16 protein-coding genes are annotated in these 16984 nt (G+C 46.8%); 15 read left to right on the top strand and 1 reads right to left on the bottom strand.

The window, feature by feature from the left end; all coding sequences use genetic code 11:
- Positions 1–15: 15 nt before the first annotated feature.
- A complete protein-coding gene (gene holA / locus AC4E8B_RS17940) occupies positions 16–1047 on the top strand; it encodes a DNA polymerase III subunit delta (RefSeq protein WP_490214682.1) in 1032 nt (343 codons plus the stop codon).
- A gap of 205 nt (positions 1048–1252) precedes the next feature.
- Here the strand turns inward: holA and rpsT are convergent, their stop codons facing one another.
- The gene (gene rpsT / locus AC4E8B_RS17935) at positions 1253–1519 is read right to left on the bottom strand and encodes a 30S ribosomal protein S20 (protein WP_490214681.1); all 267 of its coding nucleotides are present in this window, start codon (positions 1517–1519) and stop codon (positions 1253–1255) included.
- 294 nt (positions 1520–1813) lie between these two features.
- Here rpsT and gpr point away from each other — a divergent pair, with 294 nt between their 5' ends.
- The 14 genes from gpr to deoC all read left to right on the top strand — a co-directional run bounded on the left by gpr (position 1814) and on the right by deoC (position 16957).
- Positions 1814–2938, top strand: a complete 1125-nt coding sequence (gene gpr, locus AC4E8B_RS17930; protein ID WP_490214680.1) for a GPR endopeptidase — start codon at positions 1814–1816, stop codon at positions 2936–2938.
- A 70-nt stretch (positions 2939–3008) separates the two neighbouring features.
- The gene (locus tag AC4E8B_RS17925) at positions 3009–4196 is read left to right on the top strand and encodes a stage II sporulation protein P (protein ID WP_490214679.1); all 1188 of its coding nucleotides are present in this window, start codon (positions 3009–3011) and stop codon (positions 4194–4196) included.
- Positions 4193–4549: a YqxA family protein gene (locus tag AC4E8B_RS17920; protein WP_490214678.1), complete on the top strand. Its 357-nt coding sequence runs from the start codon at positions 4193–4195 to the stop codon at positions 4547–4549. Before AC4E8B_RS17925 ends, AC4E8B_RS17920 begins: the two co-directional genes overlap by 4 nt.
- A gap of 141 nt (positions 4550–4690) precedes the next feature.
- Positions 4691–6526, top strand: a complete 1836-nt coding sequence (gene lepA / locus AC4E8B_RS17915; RefSeq protein WP_490214677.1) for a translation elongation factor 4 — start codon at positions 4691–4693, stop codon at positions 6524–6526.
- Between the two features lie 124 nt (positions 6527–6650).
- Positions 6651–7790 carry a radical SAM family heme chaperone HemW gene (gene hemW, locus AC4E8B_RS17910; RefSeq protein WP_490214676.1) on the top strand — a complete coding sequence of 380 codons (1140 nt, stop codon included), beginning with the start codon at positions 6651–6653 and terminating at the stop codon, positions 7788–7790.
- A gap of 84 nt (positions 7791–7874) precedes the next feature.
- Positions 7875–8906 (top strand): heat-inducible transcriptional repressor HrcA, encoded by a 1032-nt coding sequence (hrcA, locus tag AC4E8B_RS17905; protein WP_490214675.1) that lies wholly within the window; start codon positions 7875–7877, stop codon positions 8904–8906.
- A gap of 132 nt (positions 8907–9038) precedes the next feature.
- Positions 9039–9662 carry a nucleotide exchange factor GrpE gene (gene grpE / locus AC4E8B_RS17900; protein ID WP_490214674.1) on the top strand — a complete coding sequence of 208 codons (624 nt, stop codon included), beginning with the start codon at positions 9039–9041 and terminating at the stop codon, positions 9660–9662.
- Positions 9663–9690: 28 nt separating this feature from the next.
- Positions 9691–11520 carry a molecular chaperone DnaK gene (gene dnaK / locus AC4E8B_RS17895; protein ID WP_490214673.1) on the top strand — a complete coding sequence of 610 codons (1830 nt, stop codon included), beginning with the start codon at positions 9691–9693 and terminating at the stop codon, positions 11518–11520.
- Positions 11521–11725: 205 nt separating this feature from the next.
- A complete protein-coding gene (dnaJ, locus tag AC4E8B_RS17890) occupies positions 11726–12847 on the top strand; it encodes a molecular chaperone DnaJ (protein WP_490214672.1) in 1122 nt (373 codons plus the stop codon).
- A 21-nt stretch (positions 12848–12868) separates the two neighbouring features.
- Positions 12869–13807, top strand: a complete 939-nt coding sequence (prmA, locus tag AC4E8B_RS17885; protein ID WP_490214671.1) for a 50S ribosomal protein L11 methyltransferase — start codon at positions 12869–12871, stop codon at positions 13805–13807.
- Positions 13808–13946: 139 nt separating this feature from the next.
- Complete coding sequence (locus tag AC4E8B_RS17880; RefSeq protein ID WP_490214670.1) at positions 13947–14693, top strand: 16S rRNA (uracil(1498)-N(3))-methyltransferase; 747 nt, start codon at positions 13947–13949, stop codon at positions 14691–14693.
- A 5-nt stretch (positions 14694–14698) separates the two neighbouring features.
- A complete protein-coding gene (gene mtaB / locus AC4E8B_RS17875; RefSeq protein ID WP_490214669.1) occupies positions 14699–16051 on the top strand; it encodes a tRNA (N(6)-L-threonylcarbamoyladenosine(37)-C(2))-methylthiotransferase MtaB in 1353 nt (450 codons plus the stop codon).
- Between the two features lie 3 nt (positions 16052–16054).
- Entirely contained in the window at positions 16055–16195 is a 141-nt protein-coding gene (locus tag AC4E8B_RS17870) for a hypothetical protein (RefSeq protein WP_490214668.1), read from the top strand.
- Positions 16196–16285: 90 nt separating this feature from the next.
- Positions 16286–16957 (top strand): deoxyribose-phosphate aldolase, encoded by a 672-nt coding sequence (deoC, locus tag AC4E8B_RS17865; RefSeq protein WP_490214667.1) that lies wholly within the window; start codon positions 16286–16288, stop codon positions 16955–16957.
- The last annotated feature ends 27 nt before the right edge of the window (positions 16958–16984 follow it).

Genomic DNA, 16984 nt, shown 5'->3' with positions numbered 1-16984 from the left:
CGGAGCGAGAGACAATTGGTTTTAGATGTGTGGAAGCAAATAAATAACAAACAATTCACCCCGCTATATTTATTATATGGAACAGAAGGTTTTTTGATTAATGAAACAAAACAGCTGCTCATCAATAATGTGCTGTCTGAAGATGAGAGCGACTTTAATCTGTCTACATACGACTTGGAGGAAACACCGATAGAAGCGGCACTGGAAGATGCGGAGACCTTCCCGTTCATGGGGGACAAGCGGCTCATCTTCCTTCAGAATCCGTCTTTTCTGACTTCAGAAAAAACAAAAGGGAAGACTGAGCACAATCTGGCCAAGCTGGAATCATATTTAAAAGAGCCGTCTCCATATTCAATCGTTGTGTTCACGGCACCATATGAAAAGCTGGATGACCGAAAAAAGATTACCAAGGAACTGAAGAAGAAAGCAAGTGTACTTGAGGCCAAAAAGCTGGGGGAACAGGAGCTGAAAGTCTGGATCAGGGAAAGGGCTGCCCAGAACGGTGTCCAGATTGAGGAAGAGGCAGTACAGCTTATGCTGACATTGGCAGGTACAAACCTCTTTATGCTGACAGGCGAAATTGATAAATTGGCTTTATATGCAGACGAGGAAAAGCTGATTGACGCCGATGCCGTTGACAGACTGGTCGCAAGATCGCTTGAGCAAAATATTTTCACTCTTGTGGACAAGGTTGTCCACAGAAAAATAGACCAGGCCCTGCGGATTTATTATGATCTGTTAAAGCAAAATGAAGAGCCGATTAAGATTCTTTCTATTCTGACTGGGCAATTCAGGCTGATATACCAGGTGAAGGAGCTGTCGAGGAGAGGATACGGCCAGCAGCAGACTGCTGGATATTTAAAGGTCCATCCCTTCCGGGTCAAGCTTGCAGCCGGACAGGCCCAGCTTTTCGGAGATGAAGAACTGTCGCGCATCATGAAGCTCCTGGCAGAAGCGGATTATGATATGAAAACCGGCGGCATGAACAAGGAAATGCTGATTGAGATGTTCTTGTTCAGGCTGCACGACCATGCTCTCCATAAATAGGCAATAAAAAATGGCCAAAAGGCCATTTTTTATTTTTATGCTCTGTTAGTGTGTCATATTCATCCAGCTGCGCATGCGTGTGAAACTTTGTTTCACACGCATGCGCAGCTGAAATGAGCCCAGAATCACATCAATGTTTTACACAGCCTATTTTTTAGGCATAAGAAAAGGCTATCTGGAAAGATAGCCGGGAATCTTTAAACGATTACGCGTTCAAAGAGTTTAGTTTTTTAGCAAGACGAGATTGCTTGCGTGCAGCAGCGTTTTTGTGGATAAGGCCTTTTGCAGCAGCTTTGTCAAGCTGGCTAACAGCGTTAGCATGTGCAGTCTTAGCAGCAGCTGTATCCTCGTTCACGATTGCAGCTTCAGCTTTTTTGACAGCAGTACGCATTGAAGACTTAACAGTCACGTTTTGAGCATTGCGGGCTTCGCTTGTTTTTACGCGTTTAATAGCAGATTTAATGTTTGGCATTCCATTCACCTCCTAGAAAAAAAGCAATCGAGATTATATTAACTCGACTTTCATATCATTCATTAACAATAATTAAGAACAAGTGCTATTTTATCAAAGGCATGCCAATAATGCAATACTGTAGTTTAAAATCAATTCTTTTTCAGGAATGCGCTAAACAAGCAGTTTATGAATTTTTGGGAAGGAATGAACTTAAGCTTCTGGCTGTAAAGGCTTCTGAATGAATTGGCGTTGTTCAGGCAAAGCTAGGGAAAAGCACCGGCTTTGCCGGATCAATGAAATGAGGGTAGAGATGTGAAAGAGCCTTTAGATCTTAGCAGCTATTCGATCAGAACCGACCTTGCCATTGAAGCCAGGGAGATTGTAATAGATGAACGCTCAAAAAATCTCGGAAAAGAAGAGGATCTCTCTCAGCTTGAAGGGGTCATAATTAAAGAAAAAGAAGAAGATGATCTCAAGATTTCATATGTGGAGGTCACATCAGAGGGATCCAAAACCCTCGGGAAAAAAGAAGGTAAATATTTAACCATTGAGGTCCAGGGAATACGGCAGCAGGACACAGAGCTTCAGCAGAAGGTTGAAAATGTGTTTTCTAGAGAATTGGCCCGCTTCATTGAAGGGATGGGAATCAATAAAGAGGCAAGCTGCCTTGTCGTCGGCCTAGGGAACTGGAATGTCACTCCCGATGCACTGGGGCCCCAGGTTTGTGAAAATATTTTGGTCACACGCCATCTTTATCAGCTGCAGCCGGAAAATGTCGAGGAGGGCTACAGGCCGGTAAGTGCCCTTGCCCCGGGCGTTATGGGACTGACCGGGATTGAGACAAGCGATATCATCTTTGGGGTAGTGGAAAAGACGAAGCCGGATTTTGTACTTGCAGTGGACGCCCTGGCCGCGCGCTCGATTGAAAGAGTGAACTCTACCATCCAGATTTCTGATACAGGCATTCACCCTGGTTCAGGGGTCGGCAACAAGCGGAAGGAGCTCAGCAAGGAAACTCTCGGTATTCCCGTGATTGCGATCGGGGTGCCGACTGTCGTGGATGCAGTCAGCATTACAAGCGATACGATCGATTTCATTCTTAAGCATTTCGGCAGGGAGCTTAAGGAAGGTGACAGGCCTTCCCGGGCGCTCGCCCCTGCAGGCATGAATTTTGGGAAAAGGAAGAAGCTCACAGAGGAAGACCTGCCTGAAGAACAGCAGCGTCAGACTTTCCTTGGCATAGTCGGCACACTGCCAGAGGAAGAAAAAAGAAAACTGATTTATGAGGTACTTTCCCCTATCGGCCATAATCTGATGGTAACGCCGAAAGAGGTCGATGTGTTTATGGAGGATATGTCCAATCTGATAGCCAATGGGCTGAATGCTGCCCTCCATAGCAAAATCAACCAGGAAAACTCCGGTTTTTACACGAGGTAGCCTGCATTAGGTTCTATCTACTCTAGCATAGTCATATGATTTACTAGACTCTTGCTGAAGAGGTGGACCTATGAAAGCAGCGAAACGGACTAATAACTCCCAGGGAATGAAAGGGACTGGATTTCTGAAGGCATGTGCCGCCTGCCTGCTGTTTTCCTGCCTGGTTTTTGCAGTCAGCGGGGCTGTTGTTTCTTTAGACCATGAGCAAAGGATTGCCCCTGAATCTATCAGGGCTGCACTGTCCCATGTGAAAGCGGAGGGGCTGTACCGGCTTATTGGCCTGGAGAACCGCCATTTCCATGCAGCGCTGCCGGAAAAGCCGGTGCATCCTTCCCTGTACAGCTTTATACTCGAGCTGTTCAATAGACGCCTAAATGATCCGCGCAGCCTTCTTGGAAGAGAACTGCCTGCCTTTCGAGGTTATGAAGGCAAACTCCTCACGGCAGGTGCAGGAACGAATAATGCCATTATGCCAATCGAATCCCCGCCGCCAGTGGAAGTGCTGCGGGCTGAACAGGAAGCTTCCCTGCTGAATGGCGGCAAGGTGCCGGGCAACAGTGAAGAAGCAAGGGTATCGACCGGCGGCAAAAAAATCGTTTATATTTACTTTTCGCATAATCGTGAATCTTTCCTTCCTTACTTGGATGGAGTGAAAGATATTGATCAGGCATTTCATCCTGAACACAATATCACCAAAGTGGGAGACCGCCTGAAGTCAGCCCTGGACGCAAAGGGCATTGGCGCCGCGGTGGACAAGACTGACATCCAGGCTGACTTAAGCAGAAAGAACTGGGCTTATTCACGGTCTTATGACCAGTCGAGGGAAGCCGTTGAAACTGCTTTGGCAGCTGATCATAATTTGGCTTATTTAATTGATATCCATCGGGACGCCAAAAGAAAAAGCGATACAACGAAAAAAATAAATGATGTCAATTTTGCTAAAATCGCTTTTATCATTGGTGCTGAGCACAAAGGATATGAGAGGAATCTCTCATTTGCCAAAGAGCTCCATGACCTTTTGGAAAAAAGATATAAAGGCTTGAGCAGGGGGGCATTCACAAAGGAAGGCAGCCTGACAAATGGAAAATTCAATCAGGATTTGTCTGAAAATGCAATACTGGTTGAAATCGGAGGGGTGGACAATACCTTCGAGGAGCTGTACAGATCAGCTGAAGCTCTGGCAGAAGTGTTCAGCGACTATCACTGGCAGGCAGAGAAAGTAGACTCTGCCGGAAAAGACCCTGCTGACAAGAAATGAAAAAGGTGATTGAGATGAAAATGTTCATGGTAAAAGCTTTCCTTGCTGCAGCATTGATGTTCATTGGCGTCCTTTTTGGCATGCAGCACGCCAATGAAGGGACGAGGGCCATGAGAGGCTATGATGACAAAGGGCTGAATGCTGCTTTCTCTGTTAATGAAAGCAGCACCGGGGATCTGGAGGCCTCCATCCTCGGACGGGACGTATCTTCACATGATCTTGAAAAGAAAAAAGAAAAACTGGAGGAAATGAAGGCATATAATTTCTTTTCCTCTGCCGGCAGGGATCTTGCCGATGGGCTTTCAAAGGCCGCAGACAGCGCCATACAAAAAGTGGCTGATCTGATAAAATAATGGAGAACAATCGGCTGTCCAGGGGATGGCCGTTTTATTTTGGAGGACCTCTTAGTGCTTCCGCTTTTCCTTGAATGTTCCAATCCCTGCTGATATAATCAAAAATAGTGTATATGCGCGAGTATAGTAGGAGTGAACGCTATGAATAGAGAAGACAGACTAGAAAGACAATCCAGAACCCGGAATTTTTCAATCATTGCCCATATTGACCATGGGAAATCCACGCTTGCTGATAGAATCCTGGAAAGAACGAATGCCTTGACGGCCCGGGAAATGAAAGATCAGCTGCTCGATTCCATGGATCTGGAAAGAGAACGCGGGATTACAATTAAATTGAATTCTGTGCAATTAAAATATAAAGCAAAAGATGGAGAAATCTACACCTTCCATCTGATTGACACCCCCGGGCACGTCGACTTTACTTACGAGGTGTCCCGAAGCCTTGCTGCATGTGAAGGCGCAGTGCTTGTTGTCGATGCTGCGCAGGGCATTGAAGCCCAGACTCTGGCAAATGTGTACCTTGCCATTGATAACGATCTTGAAATCGTACCGGTCATCAACAAAATCGACCTTCCAAGTGCAGATCCTGAACGGGTGCGCGGCGAAATCGAGGATGTCATCGGGCTTGATGCGAGTGATGCCGTCCTGGCATCTGCAAAAGCGGGAATAGGGATTGAGGATATCCTGGAACAGATTGTTGAAAAAGTTCCTGCTCCACTGGGAGACCCTGATGCCCCGCTGAAGGCGCTGATTTTTGACAGCCTTTATGATGCATACAGAGGCGTTGTCGCTTATATCAGGGTTGTAGATGGGACTGTAAAGGTCGGCGATAAGGTTAAGATGATGGCGACCGGAAAAGAATTCGAAGTCACGGAGGTAGGCGTTTTCACGCCGAAGTCAACTCCGCTGCCTGAGCTTTCTGTCGGGGATGTAGGCTTCCTGACTGCAGCGATCAAAAATGTCGGCGATACGCGTGTCGGCGATACGATCACAAGCGCAAAGAATGGCGCTGTTGAACCGCTTCCAGGTTACCGGAAGCTGAATCCAATGGTATACTGCGGCCTGTATCCGATTGACAGCGCCAGATTCAATGATTTGCGAGAAGCTCTTGAAAAGCTGGAGCTTAATGACTCAGCGCTCCAGTTCGAGCCGGAAACTTCCCAGGCATTGGGCTTCGGCTTCCGCTGCGGATTCCTTGGACTGCTTCATATGGAAATCATTCAGGAACGCATAGAGCGGGAGTTCAAGATTGACTTGATCACAACTGCCCCAAGCGTTATCTACGATGTTGTCATGACAGACGGCACTCTGATGAAAGTGGACAATCCTTCAGATATGCCTGATGCGCAGAAAGTTGACCGTGTGGAAGAGCCTTATGTAAAGGCAACGATGATGGCGCCAAATGATTATGTCGGTGCAATCATGGAGCTATGCCAGGAAAAACGCGGTATTTTCATTGATATGCAATATATGGATGAGACCCGAGTGAGCATAGTGTATGAGATCCCGCTTTCGGAAATTGTGTACGACTTTTTCGATCAGCTTAAATCCAGCACAAAAGGCTATGCCTCATTCGATTATGAGCTGATTGGCTATAAAGAATCCAAGCTTGTCAAAATGGACATCCTGCTCAATGCTGAGAAGGTCGATGCGCTCAGCTTTATCGTCCATAGAGATTTCGCTTATGAACGCGGAAAAGTCATTGTAGAGAAACTGAAGGAACTGATTCCACGCCAGCAGTTCGAGGTGCCGATCCAGGCTGCAATCGGGCAAAAGATCGTTGCGCGTTCAACGATTAAAGCGATGAGGAAGAACGTATTGGCCAAATGTTACGGCGGAGATATTTCCCGGAAAAGAAAGCTGCTGGAAAAGCAGAAGGAAGGGAAAAAGCGCATGAAGCAGGTCGGTTCTGTGGAAGTTCCTCAGGAAGCATTCATGGCGGTCCTGAAAATGGACGATACGACCCCCAAGAAGTAACAGGCTCCAGGTTTGATTTGTTGCCGGAGGTTAGATATGCTTGCATACAAGCAGCTCTAGCCTCTTTTTTCATTGAAAAAAAAGCACCTGCCGTTGAGCAAATTATTAAAGGTTGTGACGATGTATGATAAATGCGGCTTATATCCATATACCGTTTTGTGAACATATATGCCATTATTGTGATTTTAATAAAGTGTTTCTCAAAGGCCAGCCGGTTGATGAATATCTGCAGGCCCTTGAAAAAGAAATGGAATTGACGCTTCAGGATCGTGCTTCAAGCCCTTTCACTTCAATTTTCGTAGGCGGAGGGACACCGACTTCCCTGGATGCGCGCCAGCTCGAGATGCTGTGCGCTTCAATCAGAAAGCATATGCTCCTGGAGGAAGGAGCGGAATTTACATTCGAAGCAAACCCGGGCGACCTTTCCGAAGATAAGCTGAAGGCACTTTACGATGCCGGGGTGAACAGGCTGAGCTTTGGAGTCCAGACCTTCAATGAAGAATTGCTGAAGAGGATTGGAAGGACACACAGGGCAAAGGATGTATTTGCGTCAATCGAACTTGCGAGGAAAACAGGATTCAGCAATATCAGCGTAGACCTGATTTACAGCTTGCCGGGCCAGTCTGTTGCTGACTTCAAGGAGACGCTCGATACTGCCTTTACCCTTGATATCCAGCACTATTCCGGCTACTCCCTGATCATCGAACCAAAGACCGTCTTCTATAATCTTATGAGAAAAGGGAAGCTCCCTTCCCCAGGTGAAGATGCAGAAGCAGCTATGTATGAGCTTCTTATGGAAAGGATGGAGCTGGAGGGCTTCAAGCAATACGAAATCAGCAATTTTGCGCTTCCCGGTTTTGAAAGCAGGCATAACCTGACATACTGGAATAATGAAGAGTATTATGGATTTGGAGCAGGGGCCCATGGCTATACAGAAGGAAGCCGGAATGCCAATTACGGGCCGCTGAAAAAATATATGGAGCCATTGGCGGAAAACAAACTTCCTGTCATGGAATCGCATATTGTGACAAAAGCTGAAATGATGGAAGAGGAAATGTTCCTGGGACTTAGAAAGGCCGATGGTGTGGAAGTGTCCCGTTTTCTGGATAAATTTGAAGAAAATCCGCTCCAACTGTTCAAGAGCGAGCTGGAAAAGCTCAAGAAATTAGAGCTGATCGAAGCTGGCGGGAAATCGATCCGGCTGACGCGAAAAGGGCGGCTTCTCGGGAACGAAGTGTTTCAATCCTTTATCGGCGTAATCTAATGATTGACATCGCGCCTATAAATTTGATAATTTATTATTAGATTTAGCACTCGCTGTTGAAGAGTGCTAACAGAGGTGATAAACGTGTTAACAGATCGTCAATTATTGATTTTCCAGGTGATTGTTGATGATTTCATTCGGTCTGCCCAGCCAGTCGGTTCGAGAAGCCTGTCGAAAAAAGAAGAAATTTCTTTCAGTTCGGCAACAATCCGAAACGAAATGGCTGATTTAGAAGAACTGGGTTTTATCGAGAAAACACACACCTCTTCCGGAAGGGTCCCTTCTGAAAAAGGCTACCGCTATTATGTTGATCATCTATTGTCACCCCAGCAGCTGAATCAGCAGGATATTTTCACAATCAAGTCCCTCTTTGCAGAGCGGATCTATGAGCTCGAAAAGATCGTGCAGAAATCTGCCAGAATCATGTCCGAACTGACCAGCTATACGTCAATTGTCCTCGGTCCTGCAGTAAAAGAAAACAGACTGAGAAAAATCCAGATTGTTCCTTTGAACAAGGATACGGCCATTGCCATCATCGTGACTGATACAGGGCATGTTGAAAACAAAATGTTCAGCATACCTGAAAACATCCACCCTGGGGAGATAGAGAAACTGGTCAATATTTTGAATGAGCGGCTGGCCGGTGTGCCTATAGATAATCTAAACGATAAGATCTACAAAGAAGTGGCATTCCTGCTCAGGCAGCATGTCAACCATTATGATCTCCTGCTCTATTCTTTTGCCGACATACTGAAGCTCTCTGCGAATGAAAAGCTCTTTTTCGGCGGCAAGACGAACATGCTCAGCCAGCCTGAATTCCATGATATCGAGAAGATCAGGAATCTGATGAATATGATTGAGCAGGAAGAAAGCATCTATGATTTAATACGCAAAGACAAATCAGGAATCAATATTAAGATTGGCAGAGAGAATGAAAACTCGGCCATGGAAAACTGCAGCCTCATTACTGCCACCTATTCAATGGGTGCAGAACAGCTGGGGACCATCGCGGTCCTTGGACCGACGAGGATGGAGTATTCCAGGGTGATCAGCCTGCTGCAGATTATCAGCGCAGACCTCACTGACGTCCTGACGAAGCTGTATCAAAAGAGCTGACGCGGGTAATATTGATATGGGTGGAAGCTTTCTTCCATCCCTTTCCTTGCGTTTAAATATTTATATCCGATCAGCGTCCTCTGGCATGCAAGGCAGGCCAGGCATGCTTAACCTTTAAGGGAGGTGAACTAGTTGGCAGACAATAAGGACTTTTTAAACGAAGAACACAAAGCAGCCACTGCAGAAGAAAGCAATGAGCCGATAGAATCAGTGTTCGGAGAATCAGCTGAAACATCTGAAACTGGTAGAAATGGTGAGGAACCATCAGCAGGCCGGGAAGAAGACTCCGAAGAGCTGAAAACTGCGCATGAAAGAATTGCAGAGCTTGAGGAGAAATTGGCGGAAGCTGAAAATCGCTATCTCCGTCTTCAGGCAGACTTTGATAATTCCAGGCGCCGGGCAAAGCTTGATCAAGAGGCGGCTGAAAAATATAGAGCACAAAAACTGATTACTGAACTGCTTCCAGCCCTTGATAATTTTGAGAGAGCGCTGAATATGGAAACTGACAATGAGCAGGCCAAAACGCTCCAGCAGGGAATGGAAATGGTATACCGCAGTCTGGCAGAGGCAATCAAAAAAGAAGGCGCCGAAGCAATCGAGGCTGTCGGAAAAGAATTTGACCCGCATCTGCATCAAGCTGTCATGCAGGTTGAAGACGAAAACTTTGCATCCAACACGGTTGTTGAAGAATTCCAAAAAGGCTACTTGCTTAAGGACAGGGTCATCCGTCCGGCAATGGTAAAAGTAAACCAATAACACTACATATATCGGGAGGTAAAGGAACATGAGCAAAATTATTGGCATTGACTTGGGTACTACAAACTCATGTGTATCCGTTCTAGAAGGCGGAGAGCCTAAAGTAATTCCGAATCCGGAAGGAAACCGTACAACTCCATCAGTTGTCGCATTCAAAAACGGCGAACGCCAGGTTGGCGAGGTAGCTAAGCGCCAATCTATTACAAATCCAAACACAATCATTTCTGTTAAACGCCATATGGGTACAGACCATAAAGTGGAAGCAGAAGGCAAGGAATATACGCCGCAGGAAATGTCTGCTATCATCCTTCAGTATCTTAAAGGCTATGCAGAAGATTATCTTGGCGAAAAGGTTGAAAAAGCTGTTATCACAGTTCCAGCTTATTTCAATGATGCTGAACGCCAGGCAACAAAAGATGCAGGCAGGATTGCCGGCCTTGAAGTAGAGCGCATCATCAACGAGCCTACAGCAGCGGCTCTTGCATACGGCCTTGACAAAATGGACGAAGACCAGACAATTCTTGTTTATGACCTTGGCGGCGGTACATTTGACGTATCCATCCTCGAGCTTGGCGACGGCGTCTTTGAAGTTAAGTCAACTGCCGGCGACAACCGTCTCGGAGGAGATGACTTCGACCAGGTAGTCATTGACTATCTTGTTGAGCAATTTAAAAAAGATAACGGCATCGACCTTTCAAAAGACAAAATGGCGCTTCAGCGTTTGAAAGATGCAGCTGAAAAAGCGAAGAAAGATCTGTCAGGCGTCACTTCTACACAAATCTCGCTTCCGTTTATCACTGCAGGGGATGCAGGTCCCCTTCACCTGGAGGTTACACTGTCCAGGGCGAAGTTTGATGAACTGTCAGCGGGCCTTGTAGAACGTACAATGGGACCTACCCGCCAGGCGCTTAAAGATGCCGGCCTTTCTCCATCAGAAATCGATAAAGTAATCCTTGTCGGCGGATCAACCCGTATCCCTGCCGTTCAGGAAGCAATCAAGAAGGAAGTTGGAAAAGACCCTCATAGAGGCGTCAACCCTGATGAAGTAGTGGCAATGGGTGCAGCAATCCAGGGCGGCGTCATTTCCGGAGATGTCAAAGATGTAGTGCTATTGGATGTAACCCCATTATCACTGGGGATTGAAACAATGGGCAGCGTCTTCACGAAGCTGATTGAGCGCAACACTACAATCCCGACTTCCAAGTCCCAGGTATTCTCTACAGCGGCTGACAGCCAGACTGCTGTTGACATTCATGTGCTTCAGGGTGAACGCCCGATGGCTTCTGACAATAAGACGCTTGGCCGTTTCCAATTGACTGATATCCCGCCGGCACCGCGCGGCGTTCCTCAAATCGAAGTATCATTCGATATTGATAAAAACGGCATCGTCAATGTTCGCGCCAAAGATCTTGGAACAAACAAAGAGCAGACCATCACAATCAAATCTTCCACAGGCCTTTCTGATGATGAAATCCAGCAAATGGTCAGGGAAGCGGAAGAAAACGCAGAGGCAGATAAAAAGCGCAAAGAAGAAGTTGAGCTTCGCAATGAGGCAGACCAGCTTGTCTTCACTACCGAAAAGACTCTGAAGGATCTTGAAGGCAAGGTGGACGAAGCGGAAGTTGCGAAAGCGAACGAAGCTAAAGATGCGCTGAAGGCGGCAATCGAAAAGAACGAGCTGGAAGAAATCCGTACTGCGAAGGATGCCCTTCAGGAAATCGTCCAGAATCTCTCTATGAAGCTGTATGAAGAAGCAGCGAAGCAGGCCCAGGCAGCCCAGGGTGCTGAAGGCCAAGGCGGAGATGATAATGTCGTTGATGCAGAATACGAAGAAGTAAACGACGACGACAAAAAATAATAGCTAAGCAGCAGGGTAAAAAAAGTCAAAGTCAGGTTTCACTTGGCTTTGGCTTTTTTCTTTACCAGGAGGGGGCACAGGCAAGGTGTTTAGCCTGCGTTCCTTATTAGGCAAGCGCCCTCCGCTTTTAGTTTAACTATTGCACTTTTTCTTTATAGAATGATACAATAATCTTTATGTGAAATGACCGGGGAGTGTGAAATTCATGAACAAACGGGATTATTATGAGGTCCTGGGGGTCAGCAAAAGTGCCAGCAAGGATGAAATAAAGAAATCCTACCGCAAGCTTTCAAAAAAGTATCATCCTGATATTAATAAAGAAGCGGATGCAGATGAGAAATTCAAGGAAGTAAAAGAAGCATACGAAGTTTTGAGTGATGATCAGAAGCGCGCGCATTACGACCAGTTTGGCCATACAGATCCCAACCAGGGCTTTGGAGGCGGAGATTTCGGCGGCGGCTTCGGCGGCTTCGAGGATATCTTCAGCACTTTCTTCGGAGGCGGGGGAAGGAGAAGGGATCCGAATGCACCAAGGCAGGGGGCCGATCTTCAGTACACAATGTCCCTTTCTTTTGAAGAAGCGGTATTCGGAAAAGAAACTGATATTGAAATACCGAGGGAAGAAACCTGCGAGACTTGCGACGGGTCAGGGGCCAAGCCTGGCACAAAGCCTGAAACATGCCGGCATTGCCATGGCTCAGGCCAGCTGAATGTTGAGCAGAATACGCCATTTGGAAAGATTGTCAACAGAAGGGTCTGCCAGTACTGCAGCGGAACAGGCAAAGAAATCAAAGAAAAATGCCAAACATGCGGCGGAACAGGCAAAGTGACCAAGCGGAAGAAAATCCATGTGAAGATCCCGGCCGGCATTGATGACGGACAGCAGCTGCGCGTAACTGGGCAGGGAGAGCCGGGCATAAACGGGGGCCCTCCAGGAGATCTTTATGTAGTTTTCCATGTGAGGGGCCATGAATTCTTTGAACGTGAAGGCGACGATATTTACTGCGAAATGCCGATTACGTTTGTCCAGGCATCGCTTGGAGATGAAATCGAGGTGCCGACCCTTCATGGCAAAGTAAAATTGAAGGTTCCTGCCGGGACACAGACAGGCACCCGCTTCCGCCTGAAAGGAAAAGGAGTGCCGAATGTGAGGGGCTATGGAAATGGCGACCAGCACATACTTGTGCGGATTGTTACACCGACAAAGCTGACAGAAAAACAGAAGCAGCTTTTGCAGGAGTTTGCCGAAGTGAGCGGCCAGCTGCCGCAGGGAGAACAGGAAGAAAGCTTTTTCGCAAAGGTGAAAAGAGCCTTCAAGGGTGAATAAAGAAATGGGAGTTGGTAGAGAATGAAATGGTCAGAAATCAGCATTCATACAACAAATGAGGCGATTGAACCGATTTCAAACATTTTGCATGAAGCCGGAGCAAGCGGTGTTGTCATTGAGGATCCGTTTGACTTGATTAAAGACAGAGAAGATCAATTCGGTGAAATCTACCAGCTGAATCCCCAAGATTACCCAGAGGAAGGCGTCATTGTGAAAGCCTATCTTCCGGTCAACAGCTTCCTGGGGGAAACGGTTGACGAAATTAAAGAAGCGGTCAATGGCCTCATTTTATACAATATTGATATCGGGCTTAACAAAGTGACGATCAGTGAAGTGAACGAAGAGGAATGGGCCACTGCCTGGAAAAAGTACTATAATCCTGTTAAAATATCTGAACGGTTCACCATTGTGCCGACCTGGGAGGACTATACTCCTGTAAGCAGCGATGAGTTGATTATCGAGCTTGATCCAGGGATGGCTTTTGGGACTGGGACTCATCCGACGACAGTCATGTGCATCCAGGCACTGGAGCGTACGGTAGCAAAAGGAGACAGAGTAGTTGACGTCGGAACCGGTTCCGGTGTGCTCAGCATCGCTGCTGCCATGCTTGGAGCTGAAAAGGTGGAAGCTCTTGATCTTGATGAAGTGGCAGTAAAGTCAGCAAGGCTTAACATCAAGCTGAATAAGGTCCATGAGACTGTAAGTGTGTCGCAGAACAACCTGTTAAACGGAGTGCAGGAAGGAGCCGATGTCGTGGTTGCCAATATCCTGGCCGAGGTCATCCTGCGCTTTACAGATGACGTGGCCAGAACAGTTAAAAAGGGCGGCTGTTTCATTGCCTCAGGCATCATCCAGCAGAAAAAGCAGCAGGTCAAAGATGCAATCATCCAGGCAGGTTTCGATATTGAAGAAATCCTTCAAATGGAAGACTGGGTCGCCATCATTGCAAGGAATAAATAAGACAAATATCTGGCTGGACGGAAAAATGGGAGTAATTGAAGCTGGGATAGACCCATGCCTTTCAAGTGTCCCTTTTTTCCGTTTGGCGGATTTGCAGCCGTACGGCATTTGCAAAAACGAAAGGTAGGCAGGTGCAGCCATGCAGCGATATTTCACAGATCGGGATACAGATGGCAGATTCAGCATAGCAGGCGATGATTTTCACCACATCACAAGGGTCATGCGCATGAAGGAAGGGGACAGCATAATTTGTGCGGTCCGCGGGGGCAGAAGTGCAGAATGCCGGATTGCAGAAATTACCGATGAACAAGTGATTGCCGAAGTAGTACAATGGAAGGAAGCGAGCGCAGAGCTTCCGGTCAAAGCTGCAATTGCGAGCGGATTGCCTAAAGGGGATAAGCTCGAGCTGATCATCCAAAAGGGGACAGAGCTTGGAGCTTCCGTGTTTATCCCTTTTACTGCAGCCCGTTCAATTGTAAAATGGGATGAAAAGAAAGCTGGGAAGAAAACAGAACGCTGGCAGAAAATCGCTAAAGAAGCTGCCGAGCAATCACATAGAGACCTGCAGCCGGATGTGCTTCAGCCTGTCAGCATGACAGAACTGATTGAACTGTGCAAAAGCTATGACCATAAAGTGATTGCCTATGAAGAAGACGCCAAAGATGGGGAAAGCTCTGCTTTTGCAGCTCTTTTGGCAGGAATGGAAGAAGGGCAGTCCCTTCTTATGGTGTTTGGACCAGAAGGCGGCCTCTCGGAAAAGGAAGTTGGACTCTTAAAGGACAATGGTTTTGTGTCATGCGGACTTGGCCCAAGGATATTGCGTACTGAAACAGCGCCGTTATATGCGCTTGCGGCTGTTTCTTATCATTTTGAACTAATGAGGTGAATTCAATGGCAACAGTTGCTTTTCATACACTTGGCTGTAAAGTGAACCATTATGAAACAGAAGCAATTTGGCAATTGTTTAAACAAGAAGGCTACGAACGGACAGATTTCGAATCTGCTTCCGATGTATATATAATCAATACCTGTACAGTAACCAATACCGGCGATAAAAAAAGCCGCCAGGTCATCAGAAGGGCGATCAGGAAAAATCCTGATGCCGTCATCTGTGTAACCGGCTGCTATGCCCAGACCTCCCCTGCAGAAATCATGGCCATACCTGGAGTGGACATCGTCGTGGGTACACAGGACAGGGTCAAGATGCTGGAGTATATCGAACAATATAAACAAGAACGCCAGCCGATCAATGCGGTAGGGAATATCATGAAAAACCGCGTGTACGAGGAACTGGATGTTCCTGCCTTCACAGACAGGACACGCGCTTCCCTGAAGATACAGGAAGGGTGCAATAACTTCTGTACATTCTGCATCATCCCGTGGGCGCGGGGCTTGATGAGATCCCGCGATCCGCAGGAAGTCATCCGCCAGGCGCAGCAGCTTGTCGATGCCGGCTATAAGGAAATTGTCCTGACCGGCATCCACACAGGCGGCTATGGAGAAGACATGAAGGATTATAACCTTGCCATGCTGCTAAGGGATTTAGAGGCACAGGTAAAAGGCCTGAAGCGTCTGCGCATTTCCTCTATTGAAGCAAGCCAGATCACTGATGAAGTGATCGAGGTGATGGACAAGTCTGAAGTGGTTGTAAGGCACCTGCATATACCTCTTCAGTCAGGCTCTAACACTGTACTTAAGAGAATGAGAAGAAAGTACACAATGGAATTCTTTGCAGAGCGTCTGGATCGCCTAAAAGAGGCGCTTCCCGGCCTTGCTGTCACATCTGATGTTATTGTCGGCTTCCCTGGAGAAACTGAAGAAGAGTTCATGGAAACCTACAATTTTATCAAAGAGCATAAATTCTCTGAGCTGCATGTATTCCCTTACTCAAAAAGAACCGGTACACCTGCAGCCCGGATGGAAGACCAGATTGATGAGGAAGTCAAGAATGAGCGGGTGCACCGCCTTATTTCCCTTTCCGATCAGCTGGCAAAGGAATATGCATCACAGTTTGAAAATGAAGTGCTTGAAGTCATTCCTGAGGAAATCTTTAAGGAAGATCCTGAGAGCGGCCTTTATGTCGGGTATACTGACAATTACCTGAAAGTCGTATTCCCTGCATCCGAAGAAATGGTAGGGAAAATCGTAAAAGTCAAGATATCCAAGGCAGGCTATCCTTATAATGAAGGACAGTTTGTCCGCGTCGTTGACGAGGATGCTGTTTACGAGGAAGCGGCTGTTTAAGTATTGGATAAAAAAGAATGGGGAGGCTTTCCCATTCTTTTTTATTTGCCAAAAAGTGGCCTGAGGATACTTCGGGCTGCATATTTCCCTTTTGATAAAGAAAAAATAGACAGGACTAAGAAAACGATTGCAAAAAATGATTAAAACCTATAATTTCAGCTACATTTTTCGGGAAGACAATGGTATGATGTAGAGGTACGGACAACTTGTTTGTTTGAAAGGAGAACCATTGATATGGCAGCTAATGTAGCAAAAATGATCGATCATACATTATTGAAAGCGGATGCGGCAAAAGAACAGATAGAGGTTCTTTGTTCAGAAGCTAAAGAATACAGTTTCGCGTCTGTCTGTGTTAACCCTGCGTGGGTCAGCTACGCGAGTGAACTGCTGAAGGGATCAGGCGTAGATGTCTGCACAGTCATCGGCTTCCCGCTGGGGGCATCAACTTCTGAGGTAAAAGCATTTGAGACTAAAAATGCCATTGAAAACGGCGCAACTGAAGTAGACATGGTTATTAATATCGGCGCATTAAAGAGCGGCAGCAATGATCTTGTAGAAGCAGATATCCGTGCAGTCGTTGATGCGGCAAAAGGGAAGGCACTCACAAAGGTCATTATTGAAACATCCCTCCTTACAGAGGACGAGAAGGTCCTGGCATGTGAGCTGGCCGTAAAAGCGGGCACAGATTTTGTCAAAACTTCTACAGGCTTCTCCACTGGCGGCGCAACCGTTGAAGATATCAGGCTGATGAGAAAAACAGTCGGTCCTGAGATCGGTGTTAAAGCATCAGGCGGTGTCCGCAGCACAGAAGATGCCCAGCAGATGATCGAAGCAGGAGCTACAAGAATCGGGGCAAGCTCAGGTGTGGCGATCGTTAACGGATTAACAAGCGATTCAGATTATTAATATGAAAAAGACAGGACAGCATCAAGC

The sequence above is a fragment of the Bacillus sp. SRL543 genome, from assembly GCF_984799205.1.
Note: the sequence above shows the minus strand (reverse complement) of the source record. Positions and strands in the feature narration are given on the sequence as shown.

Bases quoted from the DNA above. Each gene is read 5' to 3' on its own strand.
- dnaK (WP_490214673.1), top strand. From the start codon at position 9,691: ATGAGCAAAATTATTGGCATTGACTTGGGTACTACAAACTCATGTGTA.
- AC4E8B_RS17920 (WP_490214678.1), top strand. From the start codon at position 4,193: ATGAAAAAGGTGATTGAGATGAAAATGTTCATGGTAAAAGCTTTCCTT.
- AC4E8B_RS17880 (WP_490214670.1), top strand. From the start codon at position 13,947: ATGCAGCGATATTTCACAGATCGGGATACAGATGGCAGATTCAGCATA.
- AC4E8B_RS17925 (WP_490214679.1), top strand. From the start codon at position 3,009: ATGAAAGCAGCGAAACGGACTAATAACTCCCAGGGAATGAAAGGGACT.
- deoC (WP_490214667.1), top strand. From the start codon at position 16,286: ATGGCAGCTAATGTAGCAAAAATGATCGATCATACATTATTGAAAGCG.
- rpsT (WP_490214681.1), bottom strand. From the start codon at position 1,519: ATGCCAAACATTAAATCTGCTATTAAACGCGTAAAAACAAGCGAAGCC.
- mtaB (WP_490214669.1), top strand. From the start codon at position 14,699: ATGGCAACAGTTGCTTTTCATACACTTGGCTGTAAAGTGAACCATTAT.
- dnaJ (WP_490214672.1), top strand. From the start codon at position 11,726: ATGAACAAACGGGATTATTATGAGGTCCTGGGGGTCAGCAAAAGTGCC.
- hemW (WP_490214676.1), top strand. From the start codon at position 6,651: ATGATAAATGCGGCTTATATCCATATACCGTTTTGTGAACATATATGC.
- prmA (WP_490214671.1), top strand. From the start codon at position 12,869: ATGAAATGGTCAGAAATCAGCATTCATACAACAAATGAGGCGATTGAA.
- lepA (WP_490214677.1), top strand. From the start codon at position 4,691: ATGAATAGAGAAGACAGACTAGAAAGACAATCCAGAACCCGGAATTTT.